Source organism: Wenjunlia vitaminophila DSM 41686, from assembly GCF_000380165.1.
GTDB lineage: Bacteria > Actinomycetota > Actinomycetes > Streptomycetales > Streptomycetaceae > Wenjunlia > Wenjunlia vitaminophila.
Genome location: NZ_KB904735.1, coordinates 80,078 through 102,992 on the forward strand (window position 1 = coordinate 80,078; position 22,915 = coordinate 102,992).

Annotated in this window: 21 protein-coding genes; 6 read left to right on the top strand and 15 right to left on the bottom strand. The window is 72.0% G+C overall.

Annotated features, from left to right (window positions below; all coding sequences use genetic code 11):
• Window positions 1-75 precede the first annotated feature (75 nt).
• Window positions 76-525: a VOC family protein gene (locus A3IG_RS0127280; protein ID WP_018386761.1), complete on the bottom strand. Its 450-nt coding sequence runs from the start codon at window positions 523-525 to the stop codon at window positions 76-78.
• A 320-nt stretch (window positions 526-845) separates the two neighbouring features.
• Here A3IG_RS0127280 and A3IG_RS0127285 point away from each other — a divergent pair, with 320 nt between their 5' ends.
• A complete protein-coding gene (locus A3IG_RS0127285; RefSeq protein WP_018386762.1) occupies window positions 846-1,208 on the top strand; it encodes a VOC family protein in 363 nt (120 codons plus the stop codon).
• A gap of 82 nt (window positions 1,209-1,290) precedes the next feature.
• On the opposite strand, the gene A3IG_RS0127290 is transcribed toward A3IG_RS0127285, so the two are convergent.
• The gene (locus A3IG_RS0127290) at window positions 1,291-1,899 is read right to left on the bottom strand and encodes a TetR/AcrR family transcriptional regulator (RefSeq protein ID WP_018386763.1); all 609 of its coding nucleotides are present in this window, start codon (window positions 1,897-1,899) and stop codon (window positions 1,291-1,293) included.
• A gap of 119 nt (window positions 1,900-2,018) precedes the next feature.
• Here A3IG_RS0127290 and A3IG_RS0127295 point away from each other — a divergent pair, with 119 nt between their 5' ends.
• Together A3IG_RS0127295 and A3IG_RS0127300 are read left to right on the top strand one after the other, a co-directional pair.
• Window positions 2,019-2,765, top strand: coding sequence for an SDR family NAD(P)-dependent oxidoreductase (locus A3IG_RS0127295; protein WP_018386764.1), 747 nt, complete (start codon window positions 2,019-2,021; stop codon window positions 2,763-2,765).
• A gap of 103 nt (window positions 2,766-2,868) precedes the next feature.
• A complete protein-coding gene (locus tag A3IG_RS0127300; RefSeq protein WP_018386765.1) occupies window positions 2,869-4,614 on the top strand; it encodes a glycoside hydrolase family 13 protein in 1,746 nt (581 codons plus the stop codon).
• A gap of 58 nt (window positions 4,615-4,672) precedes the next feature.
• Here A3IG_RS0127300 and A3IG_RS0127305 read toward each other — a convergent pair whose 3' ends face one another.
• Window positions 4,673-5,068, bottom strand: coding sequence for a VOC family protein (locus A3IG_RS0127305; RefSeq protein WP_018386766.1), 396 nt, complete (start codon window positions 5,066-5,068; stop codon window positions 4,673-4,675).
• A 310-nt stretch (window positions 5,069-5,378) separates the two neighbouring features.
• Here A3IG_RS0127305 and A3IG_RS0127310 point away from each other — a divergent pair, with 310 nt between their 5' ends.
• Window positions 5,379-7,145 carry a pyruvate dehydrogenase gene (locus tag A3IG_RS0127310; RefSeq protein ID WP_018386767.1) on the top strand — a complete coding sequence of 589 codons (1,767 nt, stop codon included), beginning with the start codon at window positions 5,379-5,381 and terminating at the stop codon, window positions 7,143-7,145.
• 286 nt (window positions 7,146-7,431) lie between these two features.
• Here the strand turns inward: A3IG_RS0127310 and sigJ are convergent, their stop codons facing one another.
• The 3 genes from sigJ to A3IG_RS32175 all read right to left on the bottom strand — a co-directional run bounded on the left by sigJ (window position 7,432) and on the right by A3IG_RS32175 (window position 12,102).
• Window positions 7,432-8,370 carry an RNA polymerase sigma factor SigJ gene (gene sigJ, locus A3IG_RS0127315; RefSeq protein WP_018386768.1) on the bottom strand — a complete coding sequence of 313 codons (939 nt, stop codon included), beginning with the start codon at window positions 8,368-8,370 and terminating at the stop codon, window positions 7,432-7,434.
• Window positions 8,371-8,471: 101 nt separating this feature from the next.
• Window positions 8,472-10,262 carry a serine/threonine protein kinase gene (locus tag A3IG_RS32170; RefSeq protein ID WP_051087660.1) on the bottom strand — a complete coding sequence of 597 codons (1,791 nt, stop codon included), beginning with the start codon at window positions 10,260-10,262 and terminating at the stop codon, window positions 8,472-8,474.
• Window positions 10,263-10,275: 13 nt separating this feature from the next.
• Window positions 10,276-12,102, bottom strand: a complete 1,827-nt coding sequence (locus A3IG_RS32175; RefSeq protein WP_018386769.1) for a serine/threonine protein kinase — start codon at window positions 12,100-12,102, stop codon at window positions 10,276-10,278.
• 191 nt (window positions 12,103-12,293) lie between these two features.
• On the opposite strand from A3IG_RS32175, the gene A3IG_RS0127330 reads away from it, so the two are divergent.
• Complete coding sequence (locus A3IG_RS0127330) at window positions 12,294-12,719, top strand: DUF3592 domain-containing protein (RefSeq protein ID WP_018386770.1); 426 nt, start codon at window positions 12,294-12,296, stop codon at window positions 12,717-12,719.
• A gap of 16 nt (window positions 12,720-12,735) precedes the next feature.
• Here A3IG_RS0127330 and A3IG_RS0127335 read toward each other — a convergent pair whose 3' ends face one another.
• From A3IG_RS0127335 to A3IG_RS0127355, 5 genes are all read right to left on the bottom strand, one after another.
• Window positions 12,736-13,788 carry a chitinase gene (locus A3IG_RS0127335; RefSeq protein ID WP_018386771.1) on the bottom strand — a complete coding sequence of 351 codons (1,053 nt, stop codon included), beginning with the start codon at window positions 13,786-13,788 and terminating at the stop codon, window positions 12,736-12,738.
• A 605-nt stretch (window positions 13,789-14,393) separates the two neighbouring features.
• Window positions 14,394-15,044 (bottom strand): peptidoglycan recognition protein family protein, encoded by a 651-nt coding sequence (locus tag A3IG_RS0127340; protein WP_018386772.1) that lies wholly within the window; start codon window positions 15,042-15,044, stop codon window positions 14,394-14,396.
• Between the two features lie 95 nt (window positions 15,045-15,139).
• Window positions 15,140-16,033: a lysozyme gene (locus A3IG_RS0127345; protein WP_018386773.1), complete on the bottom strand. Its 894-nt coding sequence runs from the start codon at window positions 16,031-16,033 to the stop codon at window positions 15,140-15,142.
• Between the two features lie 332 nt (window positions 16,034-16,365).
• A complete protein-coding gene (locus A3IG_RS0127350) occupies window positions 16,366-16,716 on the bottom strand; it encodes a hypothetical protein (RefSeq protein WP_018386774.1) in 351 nt (116 codons plus the stop codon).
• A 228-nt stretch (window positions 16,717-16,944) separates the two neighbouring features.
• Window positions 16,945-17,826 carry a hypothetical protein gene (locus tag A3IG_RS0127355; RefSeq protein WP_018386775.1) on the bottom strand — a complete coding sequence of 294 codons (882 nt, stop codon included), beginning with the start codon at window positions 17,824-17,826 and terminating at the stop codon, window positions 16,945-16,947.
• Here A3IG_RS0127355 and A3IG_RS31575 point away from each other — a divergent pair.
• Complete coding sequence (locus A3IG_RS31575; RefSeq protein ID WP_018386776.1) at window positions 17,825-18,208, top strand: hypothetical protein; 384 nt, start codon at window positions 17,825-17,827, stop codon at window positions 18,206-18,208. The two genes, A3IG_RS0127355 and A3IG_RS31575, sit on opposite strands and share 2 nt — an antisense overlap.
• Window positions 18,209-18,682: 474 nt before the next feature.
• Here A3IG_RS31575 and A3IG_RS0127370 read toward each other — a convergent pair whose 3' ends face one another.
• From A3IG_RS0127370 to A3IG_RS0127385, 4 genes are all read right to left on the bottom strand, one after another.
• Window positions 18,683-19,558 carry an undecaprenyl-diphosphate phosphatase gene (locus tag A3IG_RS0127370; RefSeq protein ID WP_018386778.1) on the bottom strand — a complete coding sequence of 292 codons (876 nt, stop codon included), beginning with the start codon at window positions 19,556-19,558 and terminating at the stop codon, window positions 18,683-18,685.
• Between the two features lie 342 nt (window positions 19,559-19,900).
• Window positions 19,901-20,638 (bottom strand): SIR2 family NAD-dependent protein deacylase, encoded by a 738-nt coding sequence (locus A3IG_RS0127375; RefSeq protein ID WP_026220729.1) that lies wholly within the window; start codon window positions 20,636-20,638, stop codon window positions 19,901-19,903.
• A gap of 50 nt (window positions 20,639-20,688) precedes the next feature.
• Window positions 20,689-21,531: an ErmE/ErmH/ErmO/ErmR family 23S rRNA (adenine(2058)-N(6))-methyltransferase gene (gene erm, locus A3IG_RS0127380; RefSeq protein ID WP_018386780.1), complete on the bottom strand. Its 843-nt coding sequence runs from the start codon at window positions 21,529-21,531 to the stop codon at window positions 20,689-20,691.
• Between the two features lie 423 nt (window positions 21,532-21,954).
• A complete protein-coding gene (locus A3IG_RS0127385; protein ID WP_018386781.1) occupies window positions 21,955-22,671 on the bottom strand; it encodes a TVP38/TMEM64 family protein in 717 nt (238 codons plus the stop codon).
• Between the last annotated feature and the right edge of the window lie 244 nt (window positions 22,672-22,915).

A 22,915-nucleotide genomic window follows, 5' to 3' on the forward strand; every position in this document is an offset into this window, starting at 1 on the left:
CGGGCCACCGGGCCGGGGCGATCCGCCGGCGGCCGACGGTGGGTCACGCGGTCGGACGGCGGTGCCGACCCGCGGTCACTGGACGTCGAACTCGTTCCCCTCGGGGTCGGCCATGGTGACGTGGCTCGTTCCGGGCTCCTCCACGACCCGCAGCACCGTGGCGCCGAGCTCCGTCAGCCGTCGCACCTCCGCGTCCCGCCGGCCGGCACCCACGTGCAGGTCGAGGTGGAGCCGGTTCTTGCCCTGCTTCGGCTCGGGTACCGCGTTGAACAGCAGCCGTCGGCCCAGGCCCACACCGGTGTCCCGGTCCACCGGGTCGTCGGGGTGGCGGATGCCGGCGGCGTGCCGCCAGGCCTTGTGTCCGTCCACCGTGGTGTGGTCCCCGGCACCGACCACGCCGGTTGCCAGGAGCCGGTCGATGAGGGAACTGTGGTCCTCCACCTGGTAGCCCAGGGCCCGCGCCCAGAAGTCGGCGAGGGCGATGGGCTCGGTGCAGTCGATGACCAGTTTGTACGCGATGGCCATGGTGATCCTTCCACGACGGGAACGCCGACCGGCTCGGTCGGCCACCATCATGCCGGCCACCCAGGACATCCCACGGCCGGCCCCCGGGGCCCCTGCGCCGAACCGGTGACGGGACATGCGTGCCGGCGGAGGGCGGCGCCGCCCGGCCGCGCCACACCAGCGCGTCCGGAAGATGTCAGGTGCCCCCGCTCACCGGCATCTTGAGCGACTCTTGAGGTACCGTCCAGACAGAGTCAACGGGGGCGAGGCGCGGTGGGACAGGAGAGCCGTGCACCGGGGCGGTTCTGTCCGTGCCTGCGATGCTGTGAAGGAGCCGCCGCATGCCTGCCCTTGTCGAGTTCGACACGGTCGTCCTGAACTGCGCCGACCCGGAGGGACTCGCTGCCTTCTACCAGGAGCTGACCGGCTGGGGGGTCGTCCACCGCGACCGGGACTGGGTCTGGCTGGGGGAGGGCGCGTCGGTCCGGCTCGGCCTCCGGCGGCGCCCAGGCTGGCAGCCCCCACCCCGACCAGGCGCCGGCACCCCGACGGGCCCGGACGTCCGGATCTCCACCCTGCGCCGGGGCACCAGGGAGCTGTTCGCGATGGGAGCGAGCCTCCCCGAGTTCCAGCCCGGCGGGGACGTCTGGGTGCTCCTCGCCGACCCGGAGGGGCACCTGTTCCGGCTCACCGTCGACGGTTGACGCCCTGCCCGGCGCCCGCCCTGGTGGCGGGGGGCGGGTACGGCCCCACCGGGCGTCGCGCACTGCGTTCGGTGACGAGCCGTCAGTGCACCGTGACGACGGCGTCCCAGGCCGCCATCGCCCGGTCCACGATCTTCGTCAGGGTGGCGTGGGAGGCCCCGTCCCGGGCCTGCACCGACATCCCCTGGATCACGGCGGTGTAGTAGGACGCCACCGCCGAGGTGTCCACCCCGGCGGGCAGGTCCCCCTCGCGCACGCCCCGGTCGAGCCGCTGGGCCAGCTCCCGCATCCCGACGCACCGCCACCGCGCGAGATGGTCCCTGACCTCGGTGTTCGCCTCGGCGCAGTGGGTCGCGGCCAGCACGATCATGCACCCGCGCGGCTTGTCCTCCTGGGTGAAGGCGCACGCGTTGTGGCGCAGCACGGCCTCGACGGCGTCACGGGCGGTGGGCGCCTCGGTGAGCGCCCGTGTCACCGGCCCGCCCTCGGTGGCGTCGTACAGCGCCACCGCCTCGCGGAAGAGCTGTTCCTTGCAGCCGAAGGCCGCGTAGAGGCTGGGTGAGTTGATGCCCATGGCCGTGGTCAGGTCGGTCATGGAGGTCGTCTCGTAGCCGCGTTCCCAGAACACCCGCATCGCCCGCTCCAGTGCCGCGGCGCGGTCGAAGCTCCTGGGACGCCCGGGTCCGGCCACGTCCTCACCTCCTGTCCGGGGCCACAGAGATTCTGTGTCGCCCGTTAAAGATACGCCTTGACGTGGGCGGGAGGGCGTGTGATGGTTTCTGTGCTGAGCGATACAGAAATGGAGCGCCCATGAACGCGCTGACGGGCAAGGCCGTTGTGGTGACCGGTGGGAGCAGGGGCATCGGGGCCGCGATCAGCAGGCGGTTGGCGCGGGACGGCGCCGACGTGGCGCTCACCCACGTCAGCCCTGCCGGCAGGGCGAGGGCCGAGGAGGTGGTGGCCGACATCGAGGCGGCCGGCCGACGCGCACTGGCGATCCGGGCCGACTCGGCGGACCCCCACGCCGTCACCGCCGCGGTGGACCAGGCCGCGGAGGCGTTCGGCCGGCTGGACGTCCTGGTCAACAACGCCGGGATCTTCCCGTACGGGCCGGTCGAGCAGGTCTCCCTGGAAGAGCTGGACCGGACCCTGGCCATCCACGTCCGCGCCGCCTTCCTCGCGGCGCAGGCGGCGGTGCGGCACCTCCCCGACGGCGGACGCATCATCAGCATCGGCAGCAACCTCGCCGACCGGGTACCAACCCCCGGCACCACCCTGTACACCATGTCGAAGGCCGCCCTCGCCGGCCTCACCAGGGGACTGGCGCGCGAACTCGGACCGCGGGGCATCACCGTCAACCTCGTCAACCCCGGCTCGACGGACACCGACATGAACCCGGCGGACGCCCCGGGGGCCGACGACCAGCGGCGGCTCGCCGCGCTCGGTCGGTTCCTCGACCCGGACGACGTCGCGGCGACCGTGGCCCACCTCGCCGGGCCCGCGGGCCGGAACATCACCGGCACCACGGTGACCGTGGACGCGGGCAGCAACGCCTGACCGCGGCCCCGGCGGGGGGCGGGCACACCGTTCGGCCCGGGCTTGAGGGGGCGCGTGGCACCATCGTCGCGCCGTGTGCTCCGGCTGCTGAGAAGGGGGTCCCTTGAACACCAGCACCACCACCCGCAACGACGTCGACTGGTGGCGGGAGAGCGTCGTCTACCAGGTCTACGTGCCCAGCTTCGCCGACTCCGACGGCGACGGGATCGGGGACCTACCAGGGATCACCGGCAGGCTGGAACACCTCGCGGGACTCGGGGTGGACGCGGTGTGGCTGACCCCCTTCTACCCCTCCCCGTGGGCCGACGGCGGCTACGACGTCGTGGACCACCGCGCCGTGGACCCCAGGCACGGCACGCTGGACGACGCCCGGGCCCTCCTGGACCGTGCCCACCACCTCGGGCTGCGGGTCATCGTGGACCTGGTGCCCAACCACTGCTCGGACCAGCACCCGTGGTTCCGTGAGGCGCTCGACTCACCCCCCGGCTCCAGGGCCAGGGACCGCTTCGTGTTCCGGGACGGCGCCGGCCGTGACGGCGGCGACCCCCCTGCCGACTGGCAGTCCAAGTTCGGCGGCGCCGCCTGGACCCGGGTGGCCGACGGGCAGTGGTACATGCACATATTCGCCGCCGAACAGCCGGACCTGAACTGGGACAACGCCGAGGTCGCCGAGGACTTCGAAGAGACGATCAGGTTCTGGTTGGACCTCGGCGTGGACGGCTTCCGGATCGACGTCGCCCACGGGCTGCGCAAGGACCTCACCTGGCCGCTGCGCGACACCAACGGCGAGGACTCCGCGCCGCTCGACGCCCCGCCCGAGGGGAGGGACCACCCCTTCTGGGACCGCGACGAGGTGCACGAGGTGCACCGCTCCTGGCGGAAGATCATCGACCAGTACGACCCGCCCCGGATCACCGTCGCCGAAGCCGGGGTGAGCGCCGCCCGGCTGCCCCTCTACACCCGCCCCGACGAACTCCACCAGGCGTTCAACTTCTTCCACCTGCGCTGCCCCTGGGACGCCGCCGCGTTCCGCGAGGTCATCGACACCTCCCTGGCCGGGGCCCGGTCGGTCGGGTCCCTGCCGACCTGGGTGCTGTCCAACCACGACGTGGTGCGCCACCGGAGCCGCTACGCCCTGCCCGAAAGGACCGACCTCGCCGCGTGGCTGGCCGCCGACGGCCTGGACCCGCGACCCGACGACGCCCGGGGCGGGCGCCGCGCCCGCGCCGCCGCGCTGCTCACCCTCGCGCTGCCCGGCACCACCTACCTCTACCAGGGGGAGGAGTTGGGCCTGCCGGAGGTCCCCGACCTGCCCCGGCACGCCCTGCGCGACCCCATGTGGGAGCGGACGGGACACCGGGTCAAGGGACGTGACGGCTGCCGGGTGCCGCTGCCGTGGACGTGCTCCGGGCCCTCCCACGGCTTCGGCCCCGGCGCGGCCTGGCTGCCCCAGCCGGACGGCTGGGGCGCCCACTCGGTCGAGGCCCAGACGGGCACGGCCGGTTCCTTCCTCGAGCTGTACCGGGCGGCGTTGGCGGTGCGTCGAACGTACCGCGGTGACGAGGGTTTCTCCTGGCTCGCCGGGAACGAAGGCGAACTCGCCTTCCGCAAGGGAGCGGGGCTGGTCTGCCGCGTCAACCTCTCCGACCGCCCGGTGCCGCTGACCGCCGGCCGACTGCTGCTGGCCAGCGGACCGCTGGGGGACGCGCCCGCGGCCGGCGCCACCAGGACCACGGAGGCTCCGCGGAGCCGGGTCGCCCCGGGCCACGGACGGCCGTTGTCCCGCGGGGAACTGCTGCCCGCGGACACGGCGGTCTGGCTGGCCGACGAAGGCCCGGCCAGGGCCTGACCGCCGCGTCCCACCACGCCTCCTGGCCGGCGGCCGTGCCGACGGCCGCCGGCCCAGGTCAACGGTGCTCGGGGGCGTCCCCGTAGGGCTGGGTGATGATCTCCATGGTGTGGCCCACCGGGTCCAGGAAGTACAGCCCGCGACCGCCGTAGTGGTGGTTGATCTCGCCCGGCTCCGTACGGTGCGGATCGGCGTAGTAGGTGATCCCGGCCCGCTTGATCCGCTCGAACGCGGCGTCGAACTCCCGGTCGGAGACGAGGAAGGCGTAGTGCTGTGGCGTGATCGACTCCGTCGGGGCGTCGGCGTAGTCGAGGGTCACGCCGTTGCCGGTGGCAACGGGGACGAACGGACCGAACACCGGTCCGACCTCGAGGTCGAGGATGTCAGCGAGGAACGCCGCGGACACGTGGCGGTCCCGGGCGTGGACGATGGTGTGATTGAGATCGACTGACACGGTGGAAACCCCTCCGCACTGTCGCTGGCTCCGGCCCCAGCGGGCTCGCCCGGTGGCTGGCCCTGACGCGCTCCCTCGATCATAGGCAGGGGCGCGCTGGAGCGTCGAGGAAGGAACTCGCCGTTGGTTTGTTCGGATTTCATGCGTACTGTGCTGTCCGCCAGCGCCGAGGACGTCACCGGACGGGAGGGCCGTCGCCTGGCAGGATGGGCAACGTTCCGTGTGGCCACCCCCGACACCGACCACCCCGCCACCCCGCTGACGTCCCGCCCGACGCAGTACCACCACGGCCCTGAAGGGGAACCGAGCCATGGCCAAGCAGACCGTTGCCGAACAACTTGTCGACCTGCTGCGCAAAGCCGGGGTCGAGCGCATCTACGGGGTCGTCGGTGACAGCCTCAACCCGGTGGTGGACGCGGTGCGCCGCACCCCGGGCGTCACCTGGGTCCAGGTGCGGCACGAGGAGGCCGGGGCGTTCGCGGCGAGCGCGGAGGCCCAGCTCTCCGGCCGCCTCGCGGTGTGCGCGGGAAGCTGCGGGCCGGGGAACCTCCACCTCGTCAACGGCCTGTACGACGCCCACCGCAGCATGGCTCCGGTGCTCGGCATCGCCGCGCAGATCCCCAGCGCGGAGATCGGCACCGGGTACTTCCAGGAGACCCACCCGGACCGCACCTTCGCCGAGTGCAGCCACTGCTCCGAACTGGTGTCGGTGCCGGAGCAGATGCCGCGCGCCGCCCAGTCCGCCATCCAGCACGCCGTCGGCCGCTCCGGGGTGTCGGTGCTCAGCCTCCCCGGCGACGTCGCGGCCAAGCAGGCCCCCGGCGGCGCCGCGGAGCTGCCGCTGGTCGCCCAACGCCCCACCGTCCGCCCCGGGGACGCCGAGCTGGCCGAACTCGCGGCCCTGGTGAACGGCGCCCGCCGGGTGACCCTGTTCTGCGGCAGCGGAACCCAGGGGGCCCACCAGGAGGTGATGCGGTTCGCGGAACTGGTCAAGTCCCCGGTGGGCCACTCCCTGCGCGGAAAGGAGTACATCCAGTACGACAATCCCTTTGACGTGGGGATGTCCGGCCTCCTCGGCTACGGCGCCGCCTACGACGCGATGCACGAGGCCGACCTGCTGATCCTGCTCGGCACCGACTTCCCCTACCAGGCCTTCCTCCCGGACGACGTGCCCACCGTGCAGATCGACATCCGCCCCGAGAACCTGGGCCGGCGCACCACCCTGGACCTGGCGGTGTGGGGAGACGTCCGGGAGACGCTGAACTGCCTGATCCCGCTGGTCCAGGAGAAGACCGACCGCCGTTTCCTGGACCGGATGCTGCGCCGACACGCCGATGCCCTGGAGGGAGTGGTCAGCGCCTACACCCGCAACGTGGAACGCCACGTCCCGATCCACCCGGAGTACGTCGCCTCCGTCCTGGACGAGGAGGCGGCGGACGACGCCGTCTTCACCGTGGACACCGGGATGTGCAACGTCTGGGCCGCGCGCTACCTCACGCCGAACGGGCGGCGAAGGGTGATCGGCTCGTTCACCCACGGGTCCATGGCCAACGCGCTGCCCCAGGCGATCGGCGCCCAGTGCCTCCAGCCCGGGCGCCAGGTGATCTCCATGTCCGGTGACGGCGGGTTCAGCATGCTGATGGGTGACTTCCTCACCCTGGTCCAGTACGCCCTGCCGGTGAAGGTCGTGCTGTTCAACAACTCCGCCCTCGGCATGATCGACCTGGAGATGATGGTCGCCGGGCTGCCGCCGTACGCCACCTCGTACACCAATCCGGACTTCGCCGCGGTCGCCAGGGCCATGGGCGCCCACGGGATCAGGGTGGAGGACCCCCGGGGTGTCCGTGACGCGCTGCGGGAGGCGTTCCGCCACCCGGGACCCGCCCTGGTGGACGTGGTCACCGACCCCAACGCCCTGTCCATCCCCCCGCACATCACCGGCAAGCAGGTCGGCGGCTTCGCGGTCTCCTCCAGCAAGCTGGTGCTCAACGGCGGTGTGGGGCGCATGGTGCAGATGGCGAGGTCCAACCTGCGGAACGTGCCCCCCGGGGACTACGGGAGCCGTTTTCGCCGGTAGGCCGGCGGCCTTCCGCTCCGCTCCGGCTCGGTGGCGGAGGCGTTCCTGCTTGACGAGGGGGCGCCGGGCAGGCACGGTCCGCCCGCGCAGCGGTGCGCTACCTCCCGGTGGCCACCGTCCCTAGGGCCTGTCTGATGAGTAGCGTCGTCCGCCCGGAGGGCGGGGGTCGCGGCGTCTGGTGCGTGCGATCGCAAGGCAGAGGGTCGTCCTCGTACTGGGTGTACATGGACGATCCCGACAACGCAGCGAGCGTGCGTGCCAGGCGTCACGACCCAGGCAGGATTTATCAGACAGGCCCTAGCACCGGACCCACGCCGCCCCGGGCGGGTGCCGGGCCACCGCCCGGCCCCGGGGTGCCGAGCCCGAGACGCGTCAGGCGCCTGGAGTCGGCCAGGATGTCGATGGTGGTGATCCTCCCCCCGGTGACGGTGAACCCCAGCACCGCAGAGGGCTTCCCGAGCGGTGCCGCCAGCACCCCGGGCGCACCGTTCACCAGCACCGGGTGGGCGAACCTGGCGATCCGCTGGAAGGTCAGGGCCTGCCGGGCGACGTCCGCGGCCCCCCGCAGGGGTGGGAAGCCGCCGGCCGGGTGGGCACCGCGGTCCGCCCGCAGCACCACGTCCGGGTCGAGGACGGCGACCAGCGCCTCGAAGTCGCCGCCGCGGGCGGCGGCGAGGAAGGCCCCGACGACCTCCCGCTGCCGGGGCAGGTCGGTGTCCGGGACCGGCGCCGCCGACTGGACCCTGCGGCGGGCCCGGCTGGCCAACTGCCGGGCCGCGGTGGGGGTGCGCCCCACGATCGGGGCGATCTCGTCGAAGGGCACCGCGAACATGTCGTGCAGCACGAAGGCCAGACGCTCCGCCGGGGCCAGCGTGTCCAGCACCACCAGCATGGCCAGGCCCACCGAGTCCGCCAGCAGGGCCTCCTGCTCGGGGTCCACCTCGTCATCGCGGACCACGATCGGGTCAGGCAGCCGCATCCCCAACGGCTCCTCGCGGCGCGACCTCCGCGAACGCAGCATGTCCAGGGCGACCCGGCCGACCACCGTGGTCAGCCAGCCGCCCAGGTTCTCCACGCGTTCGCTGTCGCAGCGGCTCAGTCGCAGCCAGGCCTCCTGCACGGCGTCGTCGGCCTCACTCAGGGAGCCGAGCATGCGGTAGGCCACCGCCCTGAGCTGGCTCCGGTGCGCCTCGAAGCGGTCGGCCAGCCATTCCGGTTCGTCCATGGGACACGTTCCTCGGTCGGTTTTCCCGGGGTTGTTCCGCTCCGTCATCGCTGCGACGAACCAGATCCAGCCAATGTGACACCACCTGCCCGATGCGCCGCTCAAAGGGCGGTCGCGCAGAGCACCATGTCCCGTTCCTCGAGCACCCAGTAGTAGGAGCCGGGGCCGCAGCGATCGGACGAGGACCGGGAGGTCCCCTGGTGGAGCCCGGTGATCTGGAACATGGTGTTGTTGAGCTGGGACAGCTCACTCTTCCGGCAGGGCTGGACAGCGAGGAGCTGCGAACGGCTGTCCGCCTCCTTCTGGGCGACGAGTCCGGGGAAGCACTGCCCGACCCGGAACCGCCGCTGGAGGCAGACCGAGATCTCCACCGGGTTGACGTACGCGTGCTGGGTGCTGAACTGGCCGAGCCCGCCACCCCGCGGACACTGGTCCTCACCCCACCGCACATCGGTGACCTGCATGTAGGCGGTGCGGGAGGAGCACGGCACCGCGTCCAACTCCTCCTTGGTCCAGGGCTCGAAGATGGCGACGTTGGGGTCGTCCGAACCGGCGAGGTCCACGCAGTCGCCCTTGGCGACGTCCACGAACTCGGTGACCGGCCGGGCAGTGATCTCCTCCTTCGGCGTGTACAGGGGGGTCAGCGGCGGTCGGGAGTCCGACGGGGAGCCTGACGGGGAGTCCGGCGCGTCGCTGACGGTGGACGTCGCCCGTTCTGCCTGACCGGGGTCCTCGGACGGGGAACTGCCCGCTGTCGCCGCGTAGGTGAACACCGCGACCGAGGCCACCACCAACGAGGCGACCGCGGCGAGCCGCACACGCCTGGCCCGGGCGGCGGGAGCGGGGGCCGGGGGCGGGACGGGGCCGAAGGGCGCGACGTCCGGCAGGGTCGGGGGGTGGGGGGCGATCCGCGCCGTGGTGGCCTCGGCGGGGGGCAGTGGGACCGGCCGGTCGGCACCGTCCGCCCCCGCGGCCGGTGTCGTCGGGGTCGCCGGCCCGCCCGCCGCCGACGCGCGCTCCGCGTACCCGGCGATCCGTTCCCGCCAGGACGGTGGCAGCCACGGGGCCCCGCCCACCGCCTCGGGCCGGGCGTCGAGGTGCTCGGTGAGCAACCGGAGGAGCTCGGGCAGCGGGGTGCGCTCGGCCGGGTCGTGGCGCAGGCAGGCCAGCACCACGGGGGCCACCGCCTCCGGCAGCCCGGCCAGCTCCAGGGTGCCCTCGGCGACCCGGACCAGCAGTTGCAGGGGTTCGCTCGGCGGGTACGGGGGACGGCCGGTCGCGAGGTAGAAGAGCGTGGCGCCCAGGGCGAAGACGTCGGACGCCGGGGAGGTCGGCTCGCCGCGTGCCTGCTCCGGGGAGGCGAACGCGATCGTCCCCAGGGTGATCTCGGTCCGGGTCAGGTCCCGGGCATGGGAGATGCCGAAGTCGATCAGGCGGGGCCCGTCGGCCGGGAGCAGGATGTTGGACGGTTTGAGGTCCCGGTGCACGATCCCCGCGGCATGCAGGGTTCCCAACGCCTCGGTGACGCCAGCGGCGATCCACCAGATCGCCTCGGGGGGCAGCACCCCGCACTGCTGGACCAGTTCGACCAGCGAGGGCGCACCGATGTACTCCGTGGCCATCCACGGCACCTCGGCGTCCGCGTCGGCGTCGATGACGTCGGCGGTGTACGCGCCGTTGACCCGCCGGGCCAGCGCGATCTCCCGGGCGAAACGTTTGCGCTGGGTGGCGTCCAGCGGGCCGTCCGAGCGCAGCGTCTTGACCGCCACGGGCCGTCCCGCCGGCGAGCGCGCCAGGTAGACCTCACCCATGCCCCCGCGCCCGAGCAGCCGGAGCACCTGGTAGGGGCCGATGAGGTCGCCGATCCGCACGCCGCCGGTGTTGCGCGGCATCACCGTTCTCCTCTCACGAGCCGATGTCCCTGGTGCACACGAGCCGTCGGTCCTGTTCGACCAGCCAGGCGTCACGGGTCCCGCAGACCCCACGCCCGGCCGAGGCCGGGTGGATCGAGGTGACCTCGGCGACGTGCTCGAAGTTGTTGGAGTGCCCCCAACCGCAGTCCCACACCGAGAAGGTCTTGCCGGTGCGGGTGCGGTCCATCGAGACGCCGAGCCCCTGGTCCCGTCGCCCACCGACCCACTCCCGTACCGGGAAGCAGTCACCCACCCGGAACACCCGGTTGACGCACAACGACCGGGTGTCCAGGGTGCTGTCCAGCTCGAACGGTGTCCAACGGGCCCCGTCCGCCCCGCCCGGGCACTCCTGGAGCGGCCTCAGGGTCCGCGGGTCCACCCTGATCACGCGGGTGATCCGGGTCGCCGCCGAAGAGGACCCGCAGGCGACCTTCCGGGGTAGTCCCTCGGGGACGTACTGGACGTCGGTGTACCGCAGGTTCAGGCAGTCGCCCTTGTCGACCGAGTCCATGAACGCCACGGCCTCGGTGTGCGCGGCGTCCGGTATCGGCTCGTCCTCCTGCGTACCGCTCTCCGTCTCCGGGGTCCAGGTGAGCACCGAGGAGGTGTTCTCGGACGACGACTGGCCGTCGTCCCGGGCACCGCCGCGCAGCCCGTCGTAGAGGAACAGGGCGAGCGCCCCACAGCAGACCACCGCGACCACGGCGTTGCGTACCCGTGCGACGGACGTCCGCCGGGCCCCGCGTCCGGCCGGGACGTTCGCCACCGGGGCACCGGGGTCGGCCGCGCCCTCCGGGGTACCCGGCGTGGTGGCATCGGGGCCGGTGGTCGGACGGCCGGGCGGGGGCTGCGGGAAGGGCCTGGCCACCGTGGTCCGTTCCGAGGTCCCGTCCGCGAACTCGCCCTCGTCACGCATCTCGTGCTGCCGGATCAGCTCCAGCCAGGACGGGGGTAGCCAGTGGTCCGCGCTGGCGGCGTCCGGCCGGGCGGCGAGGTCCGTGCGCACCATCTCCACCAGGGCCGTGGCCGCCGGTCGCTCCGCGGGGTCCCGACGCAGGCACCGGCGGACCACGTCGGCCAGCGCCTCCGGCACGCCCGTCAGGTCCACGTCGCCCCTGGAGACCCTGCCCAGCAACTGGAACTGGTCGCCCTCAAGGTACGGTGCCCGACCCGTCACCAGGTGGAACACCGTGCATCCCAGCGCGTACACGTCGGACGCCGGGGTGCTGCGTTCGCCCCTGGCCTGCTCAGGGGAGGCGAAGGCGACCGTCCCCAGCGTCACCGTGGTGCGGGTGAGGTCGGCGGTGTGGGAGATGCCGAAGTCGATCAGGCGGGGCCCGTCGGCCGGCAGCAGGATGTTGGACGGTTTGAGGTCCCGGTGCACGATCCCCTGGGCGTGCAGGGCGGCCAGTGCCTCCGCCGCGCCCGCCGCCACCCAGCGCGCCGCCTCGACCGGCAACGGACCGCAGGTCCGCACCAACTCGGCGAGGGAGGGCGCCGGCACGAACTGGGTCGCCATCCACGGCAGTTCCGCGTGCGGGTCGGCGTCCACCACCGCCGCGGTGAACGCCGCGCTGATCCGCCCCGCGAGCGCGACCTCCCGGGCGAACCGCCGCCGGTCGTCGTCGGTCACCAGGCTGCCCAGACCGAACGTCTTCACGGCGACCGGCCGCCCACCGGGGGAGCGGGCGAGGTACACCTCGCCCATTCCGCCCGCACCGAGCCTGCGGACCACCCGGTACGGACCGATGGTGATCGGCTCGGCGCCCCAGGCACCGTCGTCGTCGCCGAGCCCACTGAAACCCTGGAGCCCGTTCACCCTTCCCCCGTTCGTCTACGGGCCCATCCTGTCACCGGCGATCCGGGTCGGACCAGCAGGTCTCACGTCACATCAGTTCTCCGCCGGCAACGGGTCGCCCGTGGGGTCCGTCCGCCCGGTCCCCGTCCCCGTTCCCCTGACGTGCCCGCGTCGTTCATGGGTAGGGTTCCCTTTCGAGCGAAGGGACCTCGATGCTGATTGCCGTCCTGTACCTCCTGTTGGCGTGGACCGGTGCTGGTTGGTTCGGCCTCCTGCGACAACGCCGGATACGCAGGCTCACCGCGGCCTGGGACAGCGGCCACACCGCCCGGGCCCGTTGTGTGTCCGCGCGTCCCGTCGAGGTACAGGACGCCGACGGGGCGGCCGTCACCGTCGTCCACCACCTGCTGGAGTTCACTGCCGCGGACGGACGGGTGATCTCCTACGAGGAGCGGGACGCCCCCGACTCCCTGGCCCGGGGCGACCTCGTCACCGTCCACTACGACCCGGGCGCGCCGGAGCGGGCCACGGTGCTCACCGACTCCTTCTGGCGTCGCTACCAGGCCGTCGTCCTCAGCGGTGTCATGGCCACCACCGCCCTGGCCACCGCCGTGGTGCTGGCCCTGGTCCTCGGGTAGCCGCGGGGCCGTTCGTTCAGCGGCGCTGGAGGGCCCTCACGTTGTCCCCGAAGGTCCAGCCCCTGGACCCGTCCCAGTTGATCGACCAGGTCATCAGGCCCTTGAGTCGGCCGCCGTAGTGGTTCCAGGCCTGGGCGACCAGGCCGGGCGACAGGTAGCCGATGCCGGCGCCACGCTGCGCCGGCAGTCCTGGGACCTGCTTGTCGAACGGGACCCTGATCGTGGTGCCCTGGACGACCAGGCCCCTGTTCAGACAGTCGGTCTGCGCCACGAAGCCCCTGACCGTGGCAGCGGGGTAGGAGTCGCCGTGGCACCCGTACATGTTCCCGTTGTAGTACTGCATGTTGAGCCACCACAGCCGCCCGTTGTCCGCGTACCTCTTGATGATCGGCAGGTACGCGCCCCAGATCGAGCCGTAGGTCACGCTGCCCCCGGTGACGTAGGCGGTCTCGGGGGCCATGGTCAGGCCGAAGTTCCGGGGCATCCGCTCCAGCACGCCGTCGATGATCCGGATGAGGTTGGTCTGGGAGGTGGAGAGCCGGTGGATGCTCTCGGTGCCGACCAGGCCCGTCTCGAGGTCGATGTCGATGCCGTCGAAGTGGTATTTCTTCAGGATCGGCACCACCGTCTCCACGAACCGGTCCGCGACCTTCCTGGAGCTGAGGTCGATGCCGGTGGCGGCACCCCCGATCGACAACAGCAGTGTCTGGCCGTTCGCCTTGGCCTCACACATCTCGGCCGGCGTGGCGACCTTCACCGAGGGGTCCATCCCGTTCTTCCACAACGCCGTGCCGTCCGCGAGGATGGCGGGGAACGCGGCGCTGACCACGTTGTAGCCGTGCTCGGGGATGACACGGTTGGTGATGGGGGTCCAGCCGAAGGGCGGATGGGCCGCCTTGCCGTTCCAGTTCTCCCAGTACCCGTGGAGCACCTTGCCTGACGGCTTCGACTTCACCGCACAACTGGCCCGGCGTGGGACGTCCACGGCCGCGGGGACGGGCCCCGGTCCCGGTAGCAGGAACGTCATGGCCAGGCCGACCCCGAACAGTCGCGACGTTCGCTCGATCACACTGTGCTCCCTTCTCGCCACGCCCGGCGGGGTGGGAGATGAGGGGGGCGGACCTTCCGCCGGGCGTCCACCCGCGCTTCGGAGCGGCTCCGCCGGCCACGACCGGTGCGGACGGGTGGGCTCCGCGTCTGAAAGCGGAGCGGACCGGTCCAGCATAGGTATGGACCAATTCTACCGGTGTCCGTGTGCCCTCCGCATCTAATGGCCCGGCGCTCCCGGGTGCTGCCGGCCAACGCCTCCGGCGTGTCCGGCCGGTTTCGCGCCGATCTCGGCGCCCCGGTGGGCGGCGGGTGCGGTCGTCTCGCGACCGGGGCGCCCCGGAACGGCGCACGTCCCGCCCCCGGGTTCCGGGAGCGGGACGTGCCGGGCCGCCGAGGTGGCGGTGCGTGCAGGACCGGCTGCGACCGGTGACGGCTCCGGGGGGGGCGCTAGGGCCTGTCTGATAAATCCCGCCTGGGTCGTGACGCCTGGCACGCACGCTCGCTGCATTGTCGGGATCGTCCACGTACGCCCAGTACGAGGACGACCCTCCGCCTTGCGATCGCACGCACCAGACGCCGCGACCCCCGCCCTCCGGGCGGACGGCGCTACTCATCAGGCAGGCCCTAGCCGAGTGCCCTCCGCACCTCGTCGCGCAACTGCGGCAGCATGTCGTGGTAGATACCGGGGCACTGGGTGGTGCCGAAGTCCATGTGTCCGAAGATCTCCGTAGGCGGGATCGCGTACCGGTCGCACACGTAGGCGCACAACACCACGAGTACCTCCCACTGGGCCTGCGGCGGCAGGGCGCCGTCGTGGTAGGCGCCCTCGTTGGCGATGCCGATGGCCTCGCTGTTCTGCCCGGAGGTGTGCGCGCCGAGGACGAAACTGCTGCCGCCGGTCAGGGTCGTCAGGCTGCTGTGGCGCCCCTCGGTGATCCACCCTCCACGACTGACCAGGAAGTGGTAGCCGGTGTCGATCCAGCCGTTCTTGTCCATGTGCAGGTCCTGCACCCAGTGGGCGTGCGCGTGCGCCTGGGCGCGGGAGAAGTCGGACGTGTTGGCACTCACCGTGTGGTGAATGATGATCTTGCTGGGGCGGTACTGGAGCACGGTCACCTTGCCCGCTGGCGGACGGGCGCCCCACTCGGCGGTGCTGTCGATGTCCGGTTCGACGACGTCGGCGGCCCTGGCGGTGGCGGGCAGGGCGACGGACGCGACGAGTCCGGCCGTGCCGGCGATCAACAGTCGGCGCCGGATCTCGGGTGTGCTGGCCACGGGGACTCCTCGGGGAACGGCACGGGCTGGTGGACGGGTCAGGTGGTGGGGCGTTGCCGCCCGCCCCACCACCTGGGTGCCTCGGGTGTGGAGCGTCAGGGGGTGTTGTTGGCCAGGGCGAGGAGCCGGTCGCGGGTGCCGTTGAACCGGTCGCGGTCCACGTTGCCGGAGATGCCGCTCACGCTTCCGGTGCTGGTGTACTGCCACACGGTCCAGACCGAGAACCCGGTGGGCAGGGTGGGGCTGGAGGCGGTGGTCCAGTGGGCGACCCACAGCGGGGACTTGGTGGCCATGCCGTTCCACCCGCCCGTGCAGGTGTTCCACCAGCTCGGGGAGGTGTAGATGACCACGTCCCGCGTGGTGCGCGCCTTGTATCTGTTGTAGAAGTCGGAGATCCAGGTGCGCATCTGGGTGGTGGACAGCCCGTAGCACTGGGCGCCGTAGGGGTTGCTCTCGATGTCGAGGACACCGGGGAGGGTGAGGTTGTCCGCGGACCAGCCGCCCCCGTTGGACGCGAAGTAGTCGGCCTGCGTCGTCCCGCTCGAGGCGTTGGGCAGCGCGAAGTGGTAGGCGCCGCGGATCACGCCCGCGTAGTACGCGTTGGGGTAGTTGGTGTTGAAGTTCGGGTCCTTGTAACTGGTCCCCTCCGTGGCCTTGATCCAGGCGAACTGGATGCCGGCGTTGCGGACGGAGGTCCAGTTGATCGAACCCTGCCAGCGGGAGACGTCGATGCCCTCGACGGTGGCGTAGGTCGTGGGGGAGTCCGCCTCGCCGGTGGTCCGCTGCGGCCCTTCGTGGATCATGGTGCCGGCGCCCATGAACGCCTGGCCGGGCTTGAGGGACTTCGTGGTCGTCGGCACGGGGTTCTCAGAGGTGGCGGAGACCGCGTTCGGTGTGGCGAGCACCATGGCGGAGATGGCGCCCAGCGCGCCGGCCACGGTGGCCACGCGCCGACGGACCCGGCTGAACCGTGAGGTACGGATGGGCATGACTGCCTCCTGCGTGTGGGGGAGTGACGCGGTGTGACGTGACGATGGAACGATTCACAGAGTTGACGAGTGCACGTCATTAGTGACGCACGTAGACCGACGAGAAAGGAAGGGGTTTTCGGAAATCCCTCTGGTCTAGACCTCTATGGGTATCTCGGACCTGGAGCGACGGGTTCCACTGCGGGGAAGTTTCAGGGAGTGGCGGACGACGGGCGCCATCCGGCTCCCGCGGACGAACCGCCGCGGGTGGCCAGGTGGCGGGCGGGTGTCGCCGTCGCCCGGCCGCGCACGACGAGCGGCGACGACCACCGGGGCGGGGGAGGGTCTGCTGGTCAGCGGTCGGTGTGCCGCCCCACGACGTCCCAACCCAGCGCGCGGGCCATGGACTCGCGCAGCAGCTCCTGGGCCCGGAGCGTCTGCGCGTCGGGCCACTCCGCGGTGCGCCGGGAGTGCGGACACCACTGGGTCACGTCAAGGCTCACCACCAGGTCGTCCGCGCGCACCGCCAGACGCCCCGAGCGGTCGACCTCCGCGTGCACCAGCATGTCGTCGGTGGCGTCCCCGGACAGCCAGGCGCCCTCGGCGCCGTACACCCGCAGCCCCAGTGCGCGAAGCCGCCCCGAGACCGTTCGCAACGGCAACGCCGAGCCCTCGGCGGCGCGGATCGCGAAATACTCGCACACAACGGCAGGTTAACCGCCGCTTCCCGCTCCTTCCCAGACCGGCGGCGGACGACGGGGGCGGGACCCCCGGCGTCCTGCCGCGGCCCGAGCGGCCGCGGGCCTGGCAGGGGTCGCGCTGGGGCGGGCTCGGCCGCCGTCGTCGTGGTCGCGGAGCATGCGCATGACGGTGGCGGGGATCTCACTGCGACGCGAACGGTGCGTTTCGGCGAGCACCAGCCTCAACGACACTCAGAGGCAGAAGAGCAGAGACGGGAGCGCCTGGTCGATCCAGTCCCAGAAGGGCTCGCCGGGCCGCTCGGAGGTGCCGTTGATGCCCGACAGCGCGACCCGTGGGACGTCGTGGGGATCGCGGTCGTCCATGTCCAGGAAGTAGGCCTCAGCGGCGGAGTCGCACGTGCAGAACCGTATCCAGCGGTCGAACTCGCCGTTCACCGCGCGGGCGAAGTCCCCGTCGTGGTCGTAGTCGGCGATGTCCTCCCCCTCGTAGTCAGCCAGGGTCGAGGCGCCGAGCGTCGTGGTGAAGCGGTCCAAGCGCAGGTCGAAGTCGAACGACGTGAGGCGGGCGTGGACCGCGGCGAGGTCCTGAACGCCCGCCGGGAGCGGCTCATCCATCAAGGGGACGACGTCGGTCTGGTCAAGGCGGGTCGGCGCCGTCCCCCACAGCACGGTCAGGGAGTCCGACCCCGTGTAGGGCGCCAGCTCCTTCAGGTCGCGCGGCAACTCCCCCGAACGATCGGCGAGGTGCAGATACCCGAGCAGGTACCTGCCATTCATCTCGACGAGCGCCAGGCCCAGCACTTCCCCGCGCAACGCCGCGAGGAAGTCCGGGCACTTCCCGGCGACCGATGCCCACACGTGTTCCAGGGCGCCGATGAGGCCGACGTCGGCGGGTATGCACCACGGAGAGTCCGCGGCGAACGGGACGTCGCCGTCGCCGCCCAGCAGGAGCAACCCCCGCAGTTCGGCCGTCTCGACCGCCTGAAGGGTCCCCGCCCACTCGTTCCCCAGCAGCGCCAACCGGGTGTCGCGCCGCAGCAACTGTTCGACGCCGACGTGGTCACCGCACGACAGTGCTGTCCGCCACGCGCGGTTCGTCTCCCTGATGTCCATGATCGCGACCCTAACCGCCGACGCGGACAACTTCCCGCCGCGTCTCCGCACGGCCGGCCGTGGGGTGACGGTCGTCGATCAGGCACGGCGTACCGCAGGGGCCACGATGCCGGTCATGTTCCTGACCGAGGAACAGCGCAGCAGCTACGGCACCTTCACCGCCGTGCCCGACGATGCGCAGTTGGCCGGGTTCTTCCTCCTCGACCGTCCTCGGGCCGAGCGGAACGACCCACGGTTCCCACAACTGGACACCGACGACCTGGACCGCTACCCCGTCTACCTCCGGTACGAACAGCCGGACAACAAGCGCGACGAGATCTGGTGCCTGGAGCGCGTCACCGCCACCGTCAACCCTGGCGGTGACTACCGGGCAAGGTCGTGAGTCTCCGACGGATCTGAGGCCGCATCGGGCGCACCCCGCGACTCATCTCTCGTGATGGGGGCGGGCCTGCCCAACGCCCCGCCCGGGCTTCCGCCGGGGCGGGGCGTTCTCGCGTGTCCGGCGCAGGCCGTCGTGGGCATCGCCAGCAGAGGGCGGAGGCTGGCGCGGCCACTGGTTCGCTCAGGGCAGGTTGTCGAAGGCCCTCACGACCAGCGTTCGCGCCGGCGCCCCGTGCGCGGCCATGGTGCGGAGCTGCTCCAACGCCTCCACGACACAACCTGGTCTCGGGTCTCTCCGGTATGCGATCGGCCGGCCGAACCCATGGGCTGCGGCGAATCCGCAGACCCACCTGCGGACGCCGGGGGCGGGGCGCCCACCAACCCTGCGCGTGGCAGTCCGCCCCTGCCCCCGGTCACCCCCGGTAGGTGGGGTCTTCTCGAACCACTTCCACCGGTGTCTGACGACCTCCACCTTCTATCCGACTCCCTCTCCCGCCTCGGGGTCCAGGACGCCCGCGCCGACCAGGGCGAACAGCAGGACGCCCAGCAGCAGCCGGTAGACCACGAACGGCATGAAGCTGTGCGTGGTGATGAACTTCATCAGCCAGGCGATGACCGTGTACCCGACCACGAACGCCACCACCGTGGCGAAGACGATCTCGGCCCAGGGGACGTGGGGCTCGTCCGCGATGTGGGTGGTCTCGTACAGGCCGGAGGCGAGCACGGCCGGGACGGCGAGCAGGAAGGAGTAGCGGGCCGCGGACTCTCGGGTGTAGCCGAGGAAGAGGCCGCCGCTGATGGTGGCGCCTGAGCGGGACACACCCGGGAAGAGGGCGAGGGCCTGGGCGCACCCGTAGAGCAGGCCGTCCCTGACGTTGAGGTCGTTGAGCTCCTTGCGCTGCACCGGGACGCGGTGGCGTCCCCCCGCCTCGTCCCGGCTCGCCCGCCAGTCCGCGATGCCGAGGATGAGCCCCAGGACGATCAGGGTGGTGGCGATCAGCCGCAGGTCCCGGAAGGGGCCTTCGATCTGGTCCTTCAGGGTCACGCCGAGCACACCGATGGGGATGCTGCCGACGATCACCAGCCAGCCCATGCGGGCGTCGGGGTCCGTGCGCGCCTCCCGGGACCGCAGGGAGCGGCACCAGGCGGAGACGACGCGGGCGATGTCGTGGCGGAAGTAGATGAGCACCGCGCTCTCGGTGCCGATCTGGCTGATGGCGGTGAACGCCGCGCCCGGGTCGTCCCAGCCGGCGAGGGCGGCGGTGATCCGGAGGTGGGCGCTGGAGGAGATGGGGAGGAACTCGGTCAGGCCCTGAACCAGACCGAGGATGAACGCTTGAAACCAGTCCATACCGGGTGCACATGTCCTTGAGATCGCTGGAGGGGGTCAGCGGTCCGTGCCGTGGCGGCGGACGGTCCGGGACGATGCTATGGCTCAGGGCGAGGCCGTCAGGGGACGGCCTCGCCGCCGCGACACCGGCAACACGCTGGGCCAACACCCGAACACGGCCCGCTGATCGGGTGGTGGTTCCGTCCCGGTTCCTCCAGTGGGCGGGGGCGGAGGTCCGCCCGTCAGGGTGACGTCGCGATCGGCCACCCTGACGGTGGCCGGGCCGGAACGGGCCCCGTTCCGCACGGTGGGACTGCCGCCAGGACGGGCCCGGACCCGGCGGTGGGGCTGGGTGCCGGTCGCTCAGGCCATGAGCCCGGCCACCAGCCGGGGCAGGGCCGTGCCGATCGGTTCGCGGATCACCTCGGCGGCGAACTGGTCGTAGGGCGTGGGGTCCGCGTTGACGATGACCAGTCGGGCGCCGGACTCCGCGGCTATCCGGCAGAGCGACGCCGCCGGCTCCACCAGCAGCGAGCTGCCCACCGCGAGGAACAGGTGACACGCCTGGGCGATCCTGGTGGCGTCGCTGAGGGTCCGTTGGTCGAGCATCTGCCCGAACATCACCGTTGCCGACTTCAGCACCCCGGAGCAACGCAGGCACGACGGGTCCGGTTCGCCGGCCTCGACCCGGGCCAACGCCTCGTCCATGGTCGTCCGGTCGTCACAGGAGGTGCAGACGACCTCGAACGCGGTCCCGTGCAACTCCAGCACCTTGCGCGGACTCGACCCGGCCTTCTGGTGCAGCCCGTCGATGTTCTGGGTGATGATCCGCAGCGGCCGACCGGAACGTTCCAGGTCCACCAGCGCGCGGTGCGCCGGGTTCGGCTCCGCCCGCCACACCGGGCTCTCCCGACGCATCTGCCACGATGCCCTGCGCACCTCGGGGTCAGCCATGTAGTTCTGGTAGGTGACCAGGCGCTCGGCACGGGGGTCGCGCCGCCAGACACCCTGGGGACCCCGGTAATCAGGGATGCCGCTTCCGGTGCTGACGCCAGCTCCGGTGAGCACCGCCACCAGAGGGCCACTGAGGTTGTCCGCCATAGCCGAAGGGTAGGCGGCCCCGGCCCGGTGCCCCAAGCGCTTTCCGGTGGTCACCGGGGCCCACGTTCCGGCTCGTGCAGCGCCAGGAACAGGCCGACCCACCGATCGGGCGGAACCAACGCCATCACCGTGCGCGGATCGACTCCGGCGGACCGGAACGCCCGGCCCAGCGGGCGCGCCCGGTACCGCTGCCGCAGCGTGGCACCCAGGCAGCCTCCCACCCCGGTGAACCCCAGATCGACGAAGCGGACGTACTCGGGCCGCAGGTGTTCTGCGACCGACGGGACGGACCGGCGCTCGAGGCGGAGCACCGCGGAGTCCACCCGGGGCACCGGGCGGAACTCGTCCCGGTCGATCCGTGCCAGCAGCCGCCAGTCGAACCACGGCCAGGTGCGCACCGTCAACCGGCTCCACCGGCCGTAGTCGCCGGTGCGCTTGCGGGCGTACTCGCGCTGGGTGACCAGGGTGGCGGCGCGCAGCCCCGGCGCGTTCAGGCACCAGTCCACGATCCGGGCGGTCACCGCGTAGGGGATGTTGCCGACGACCACGAAGGGCTCGCCCGGGGCGGGTGCCACCAGGAAGTCGCCGTGCACCGCCTTGATCCCAGGGTCCCTGCGGGCGTTCGCGCGGAGCCTCGCGGCCAGGTGCCCGTCCAGTTCGTAGGCGATCACCTGTCGGCACCGCCGGGCCAGCGCGCGGGTCAGCCGGCCGTCCCCCGCACCCACCTCCACCACCAGGTCGTCGGGCCCGAGCCGGGCCGCCCGCGCCACCCGTTCGATGGTCCGGGGATCGTGCAGGAAGTTCTGCGACAGCGTGCGGCGGGTGTCGCCTGCCGGTTCGGGGCGATGCCGTGGGGAGGTGTGGGGTCGGTGGGGATGCTGGTGCCGCGCCATGGGTGACGTCCTCTTCCGGTGCGGGACAGGCGCAGGAAGAGCACGCCAACGGCGCCCTGGCCGGTCCGAGTGATGGGGACTCGTCAGGGCCCTGGGCCAGCAATGAGGACGCGGGTCAGGCGGGGGAGTACACCGTGAGCCGGTTACGTCCCTCCGCGCGATCGGATGATCACGTGACGGAGGAGCCATCGACCGTGACTGGTCGCGGCTGGGACACGTCGATCAGGCGCCGGTCACCCGTCCTGGTGGACCAGGGCGAGGCGCCGTCCGCGCGGTCGTGCGGCCAGCAGGAGCCCGGGGGCTCCCTTGGTCAACGCGCAGCATGCAGACATGGGCACGAGGTTAGGGCACCGGCCACCGGGGTGGTCAAGCGAGTTCCACGCACCCGTACCCGCCCCGCCGGGATCGTCGCGGGGGTCGTCCCTAGCCGGTCCCGCGAGAGCAGGGCCGGAGCCGGGCTCGCCACACCGTCACCGCGACACTGACCACCCCCATCACGGCGATCACGCCCAGGGCGGCGAGGAAGCCGGGGGAGTCAGGGCTGCGTGCGAGGCTGCCGGCGATCACGTAGACGGCGGTGTTGGGGATCACTCCCAGGGCGGTCGCGACCAGGAACGGTGCGGCCCGCATGCGGGAGACGGCCGCGCTGTAGTTGGCCACCGCGAACGGCACGCCTGGAACCAGCCGCATCAGCAGCACGCTGCGGAACCCGTGGTCGCTGAGCTGCCGGTCCATCGCCCGCAGGAGCCGGGTGCGCACCAGCACCCGCAGTGCGTCCCGGCCCAGTACCCGTCCCAGCCAGAACGCGGTGGCCGCGCCGAGAGTGGTTCCCGTGACGGCGAGAGCGAGGCCGCCCTGGATGCCGAAGAGCGCGCCGGCCGCCGCGTTGAGCAGCGGCTTGGGGACGAACGCCAGGGTGCAGGCGGCGAACGTCACCACGAACACCACCACGGTGCCGGCCCCGGTCGCCTGCCGCGGCCACCCGGACTCCAGCAGCCGCTGCGGTTCCCACACCAGCACCGAGGCCCCCGCGGCGGCGAGCAGCAGGACCAGCAGCCCGCACCGCGCCCAAGGGGAGATCAGTAGCCGCAGCACGCGGCCGGGCCAGCCGGGGACGCGGGAGACCGGGACTTCGGGCATTCGGGCAGCGTATCCGGTGGCTGTGGGGCCGGGGGAGCGTCCGTACGGACACCGGTCGGTCGGAGGGACGCGGGGGTGCACCCGCTCGCCGGGAAGGGGATCGGGCGTTCCGGCGCCCCGCCCCCCGCGGGGTGCGACCGCAGAAGGGGAACGTCTCTCACGGTTCCCTGGATCATGATTGCGTGTAGTTGCTCGTTTCTGGATCAAGCGAGCATCTTCGAATGCATCCAAGGGATGGTGTGGT

What these genes read in the sequence shown, in the direction of transcription:
- erm (WP_018386780.1), bottom strand. Translation starts at nt 21,531, where the DNA reads ATGGCGCGGCACCAGCATCCCCACCGACCCCACACCTCCCCACGGCAT.
- A3IG_RS0127370 (WP_018386778.1), bottom strand. Translation starts at nt 19,558, where the DNA reads ATGGACTGGTTTCAAGCGTTCATCCTCGGTCTGGTTCAGGGCCTGACC.
- A3IG_RS0127355 (WP_018386775.1), bottom strand. Translation starts at nt 17,826, where the DNA reads ATGGACATCAGGGAGACGAACCGCGCGTGGCGGACAGCACTGTCGTGC.
- sigJ (WP_018386768.1), bottom strand. Translation starts at nt 8,370, where the DNA reads ATGGACGAACCGGAATGGCTGGCCGACCGCTTCGAGGCGCACCGGAGC.
- A3IG_RS0127310 (WP_018386767.1), top strand. Translation starts at nt 5,379, where the DNA reads ATGGCCAAGCAGACCGTTGCCGAACAACTTGTCGACCTGCTGCGCAAA.
- A3IG_RS32170 (WP_051087660.1), bottom strand. Translation starts at nt 10,262, where the DNA reads ATGCCGCGCAACACCGGCGGCGTGCGGATCGGCGACCTCATCGGCCCC.
- A3IG_RS0127280 (WP_018386761.1), bottom strand. Translation starts at nt 525, where the DNA reads ATGGCCATCGCGTACAAACTGGTCATCGACTGCACCGAGCCCATCGCC.
- A3IG_RS0127285 (WP_018386762.1), top strand. Translation starts at nt 846, where the DNA reads ATGCCTGCCCTTGTCGAGTTCGACACGGTCGTCCTGAACTGCGCCGAC.
- A3IG_RS0127330 (WP_018386770.1), top strand. Translation starts at nt 12,294, where the DNA reads ATGCTGATTGCCGTCCTGTACCTCCTGTTGGCGTGGACCGGTGCTGGT.
- A3IG_RS31575 (WP_018386776.1), top strand. Translation starts at nt 17,825, where the DNA reads ATGATCGCGACCCTAACCGCCGACGCGGACAACTTCCCGCCGCGTCTC.
- A3IG_RS0127385 (WP_018386781.1), bottom strand. Translation starts at nt 22,671, where the DNA reads ATGCCCGAAGTCCCGGTCTCCCGCGTCCCCGGCTGGCCCGGCCGCGTG.
- A3IG_RS0127375 (WP_026220729.1), bottom strand. Translation starts at nt 20,638, where the DNA reads ATGGCGGACAACCTCAGTGGCCCTCTGGTGGCGGTGCTCACCGGAGCT.
- A3IG_RS0127345 (WP_018386773.1), bottom strand. Translation starts at nt 16,033, where the DNA reads ATGCCCATCCGTACCTCACGGTTCAGCCGGGTCCGTCGGCGCGTGGCC.
- A3IG_RS0127295 (WP_018386764.1), top strand. Translation starts at nt 2,019, where the DNA reads ATGAACGCGCTGACGGGCAAGGCCGTTGTGGTGACCGGTGGGAGCAGG.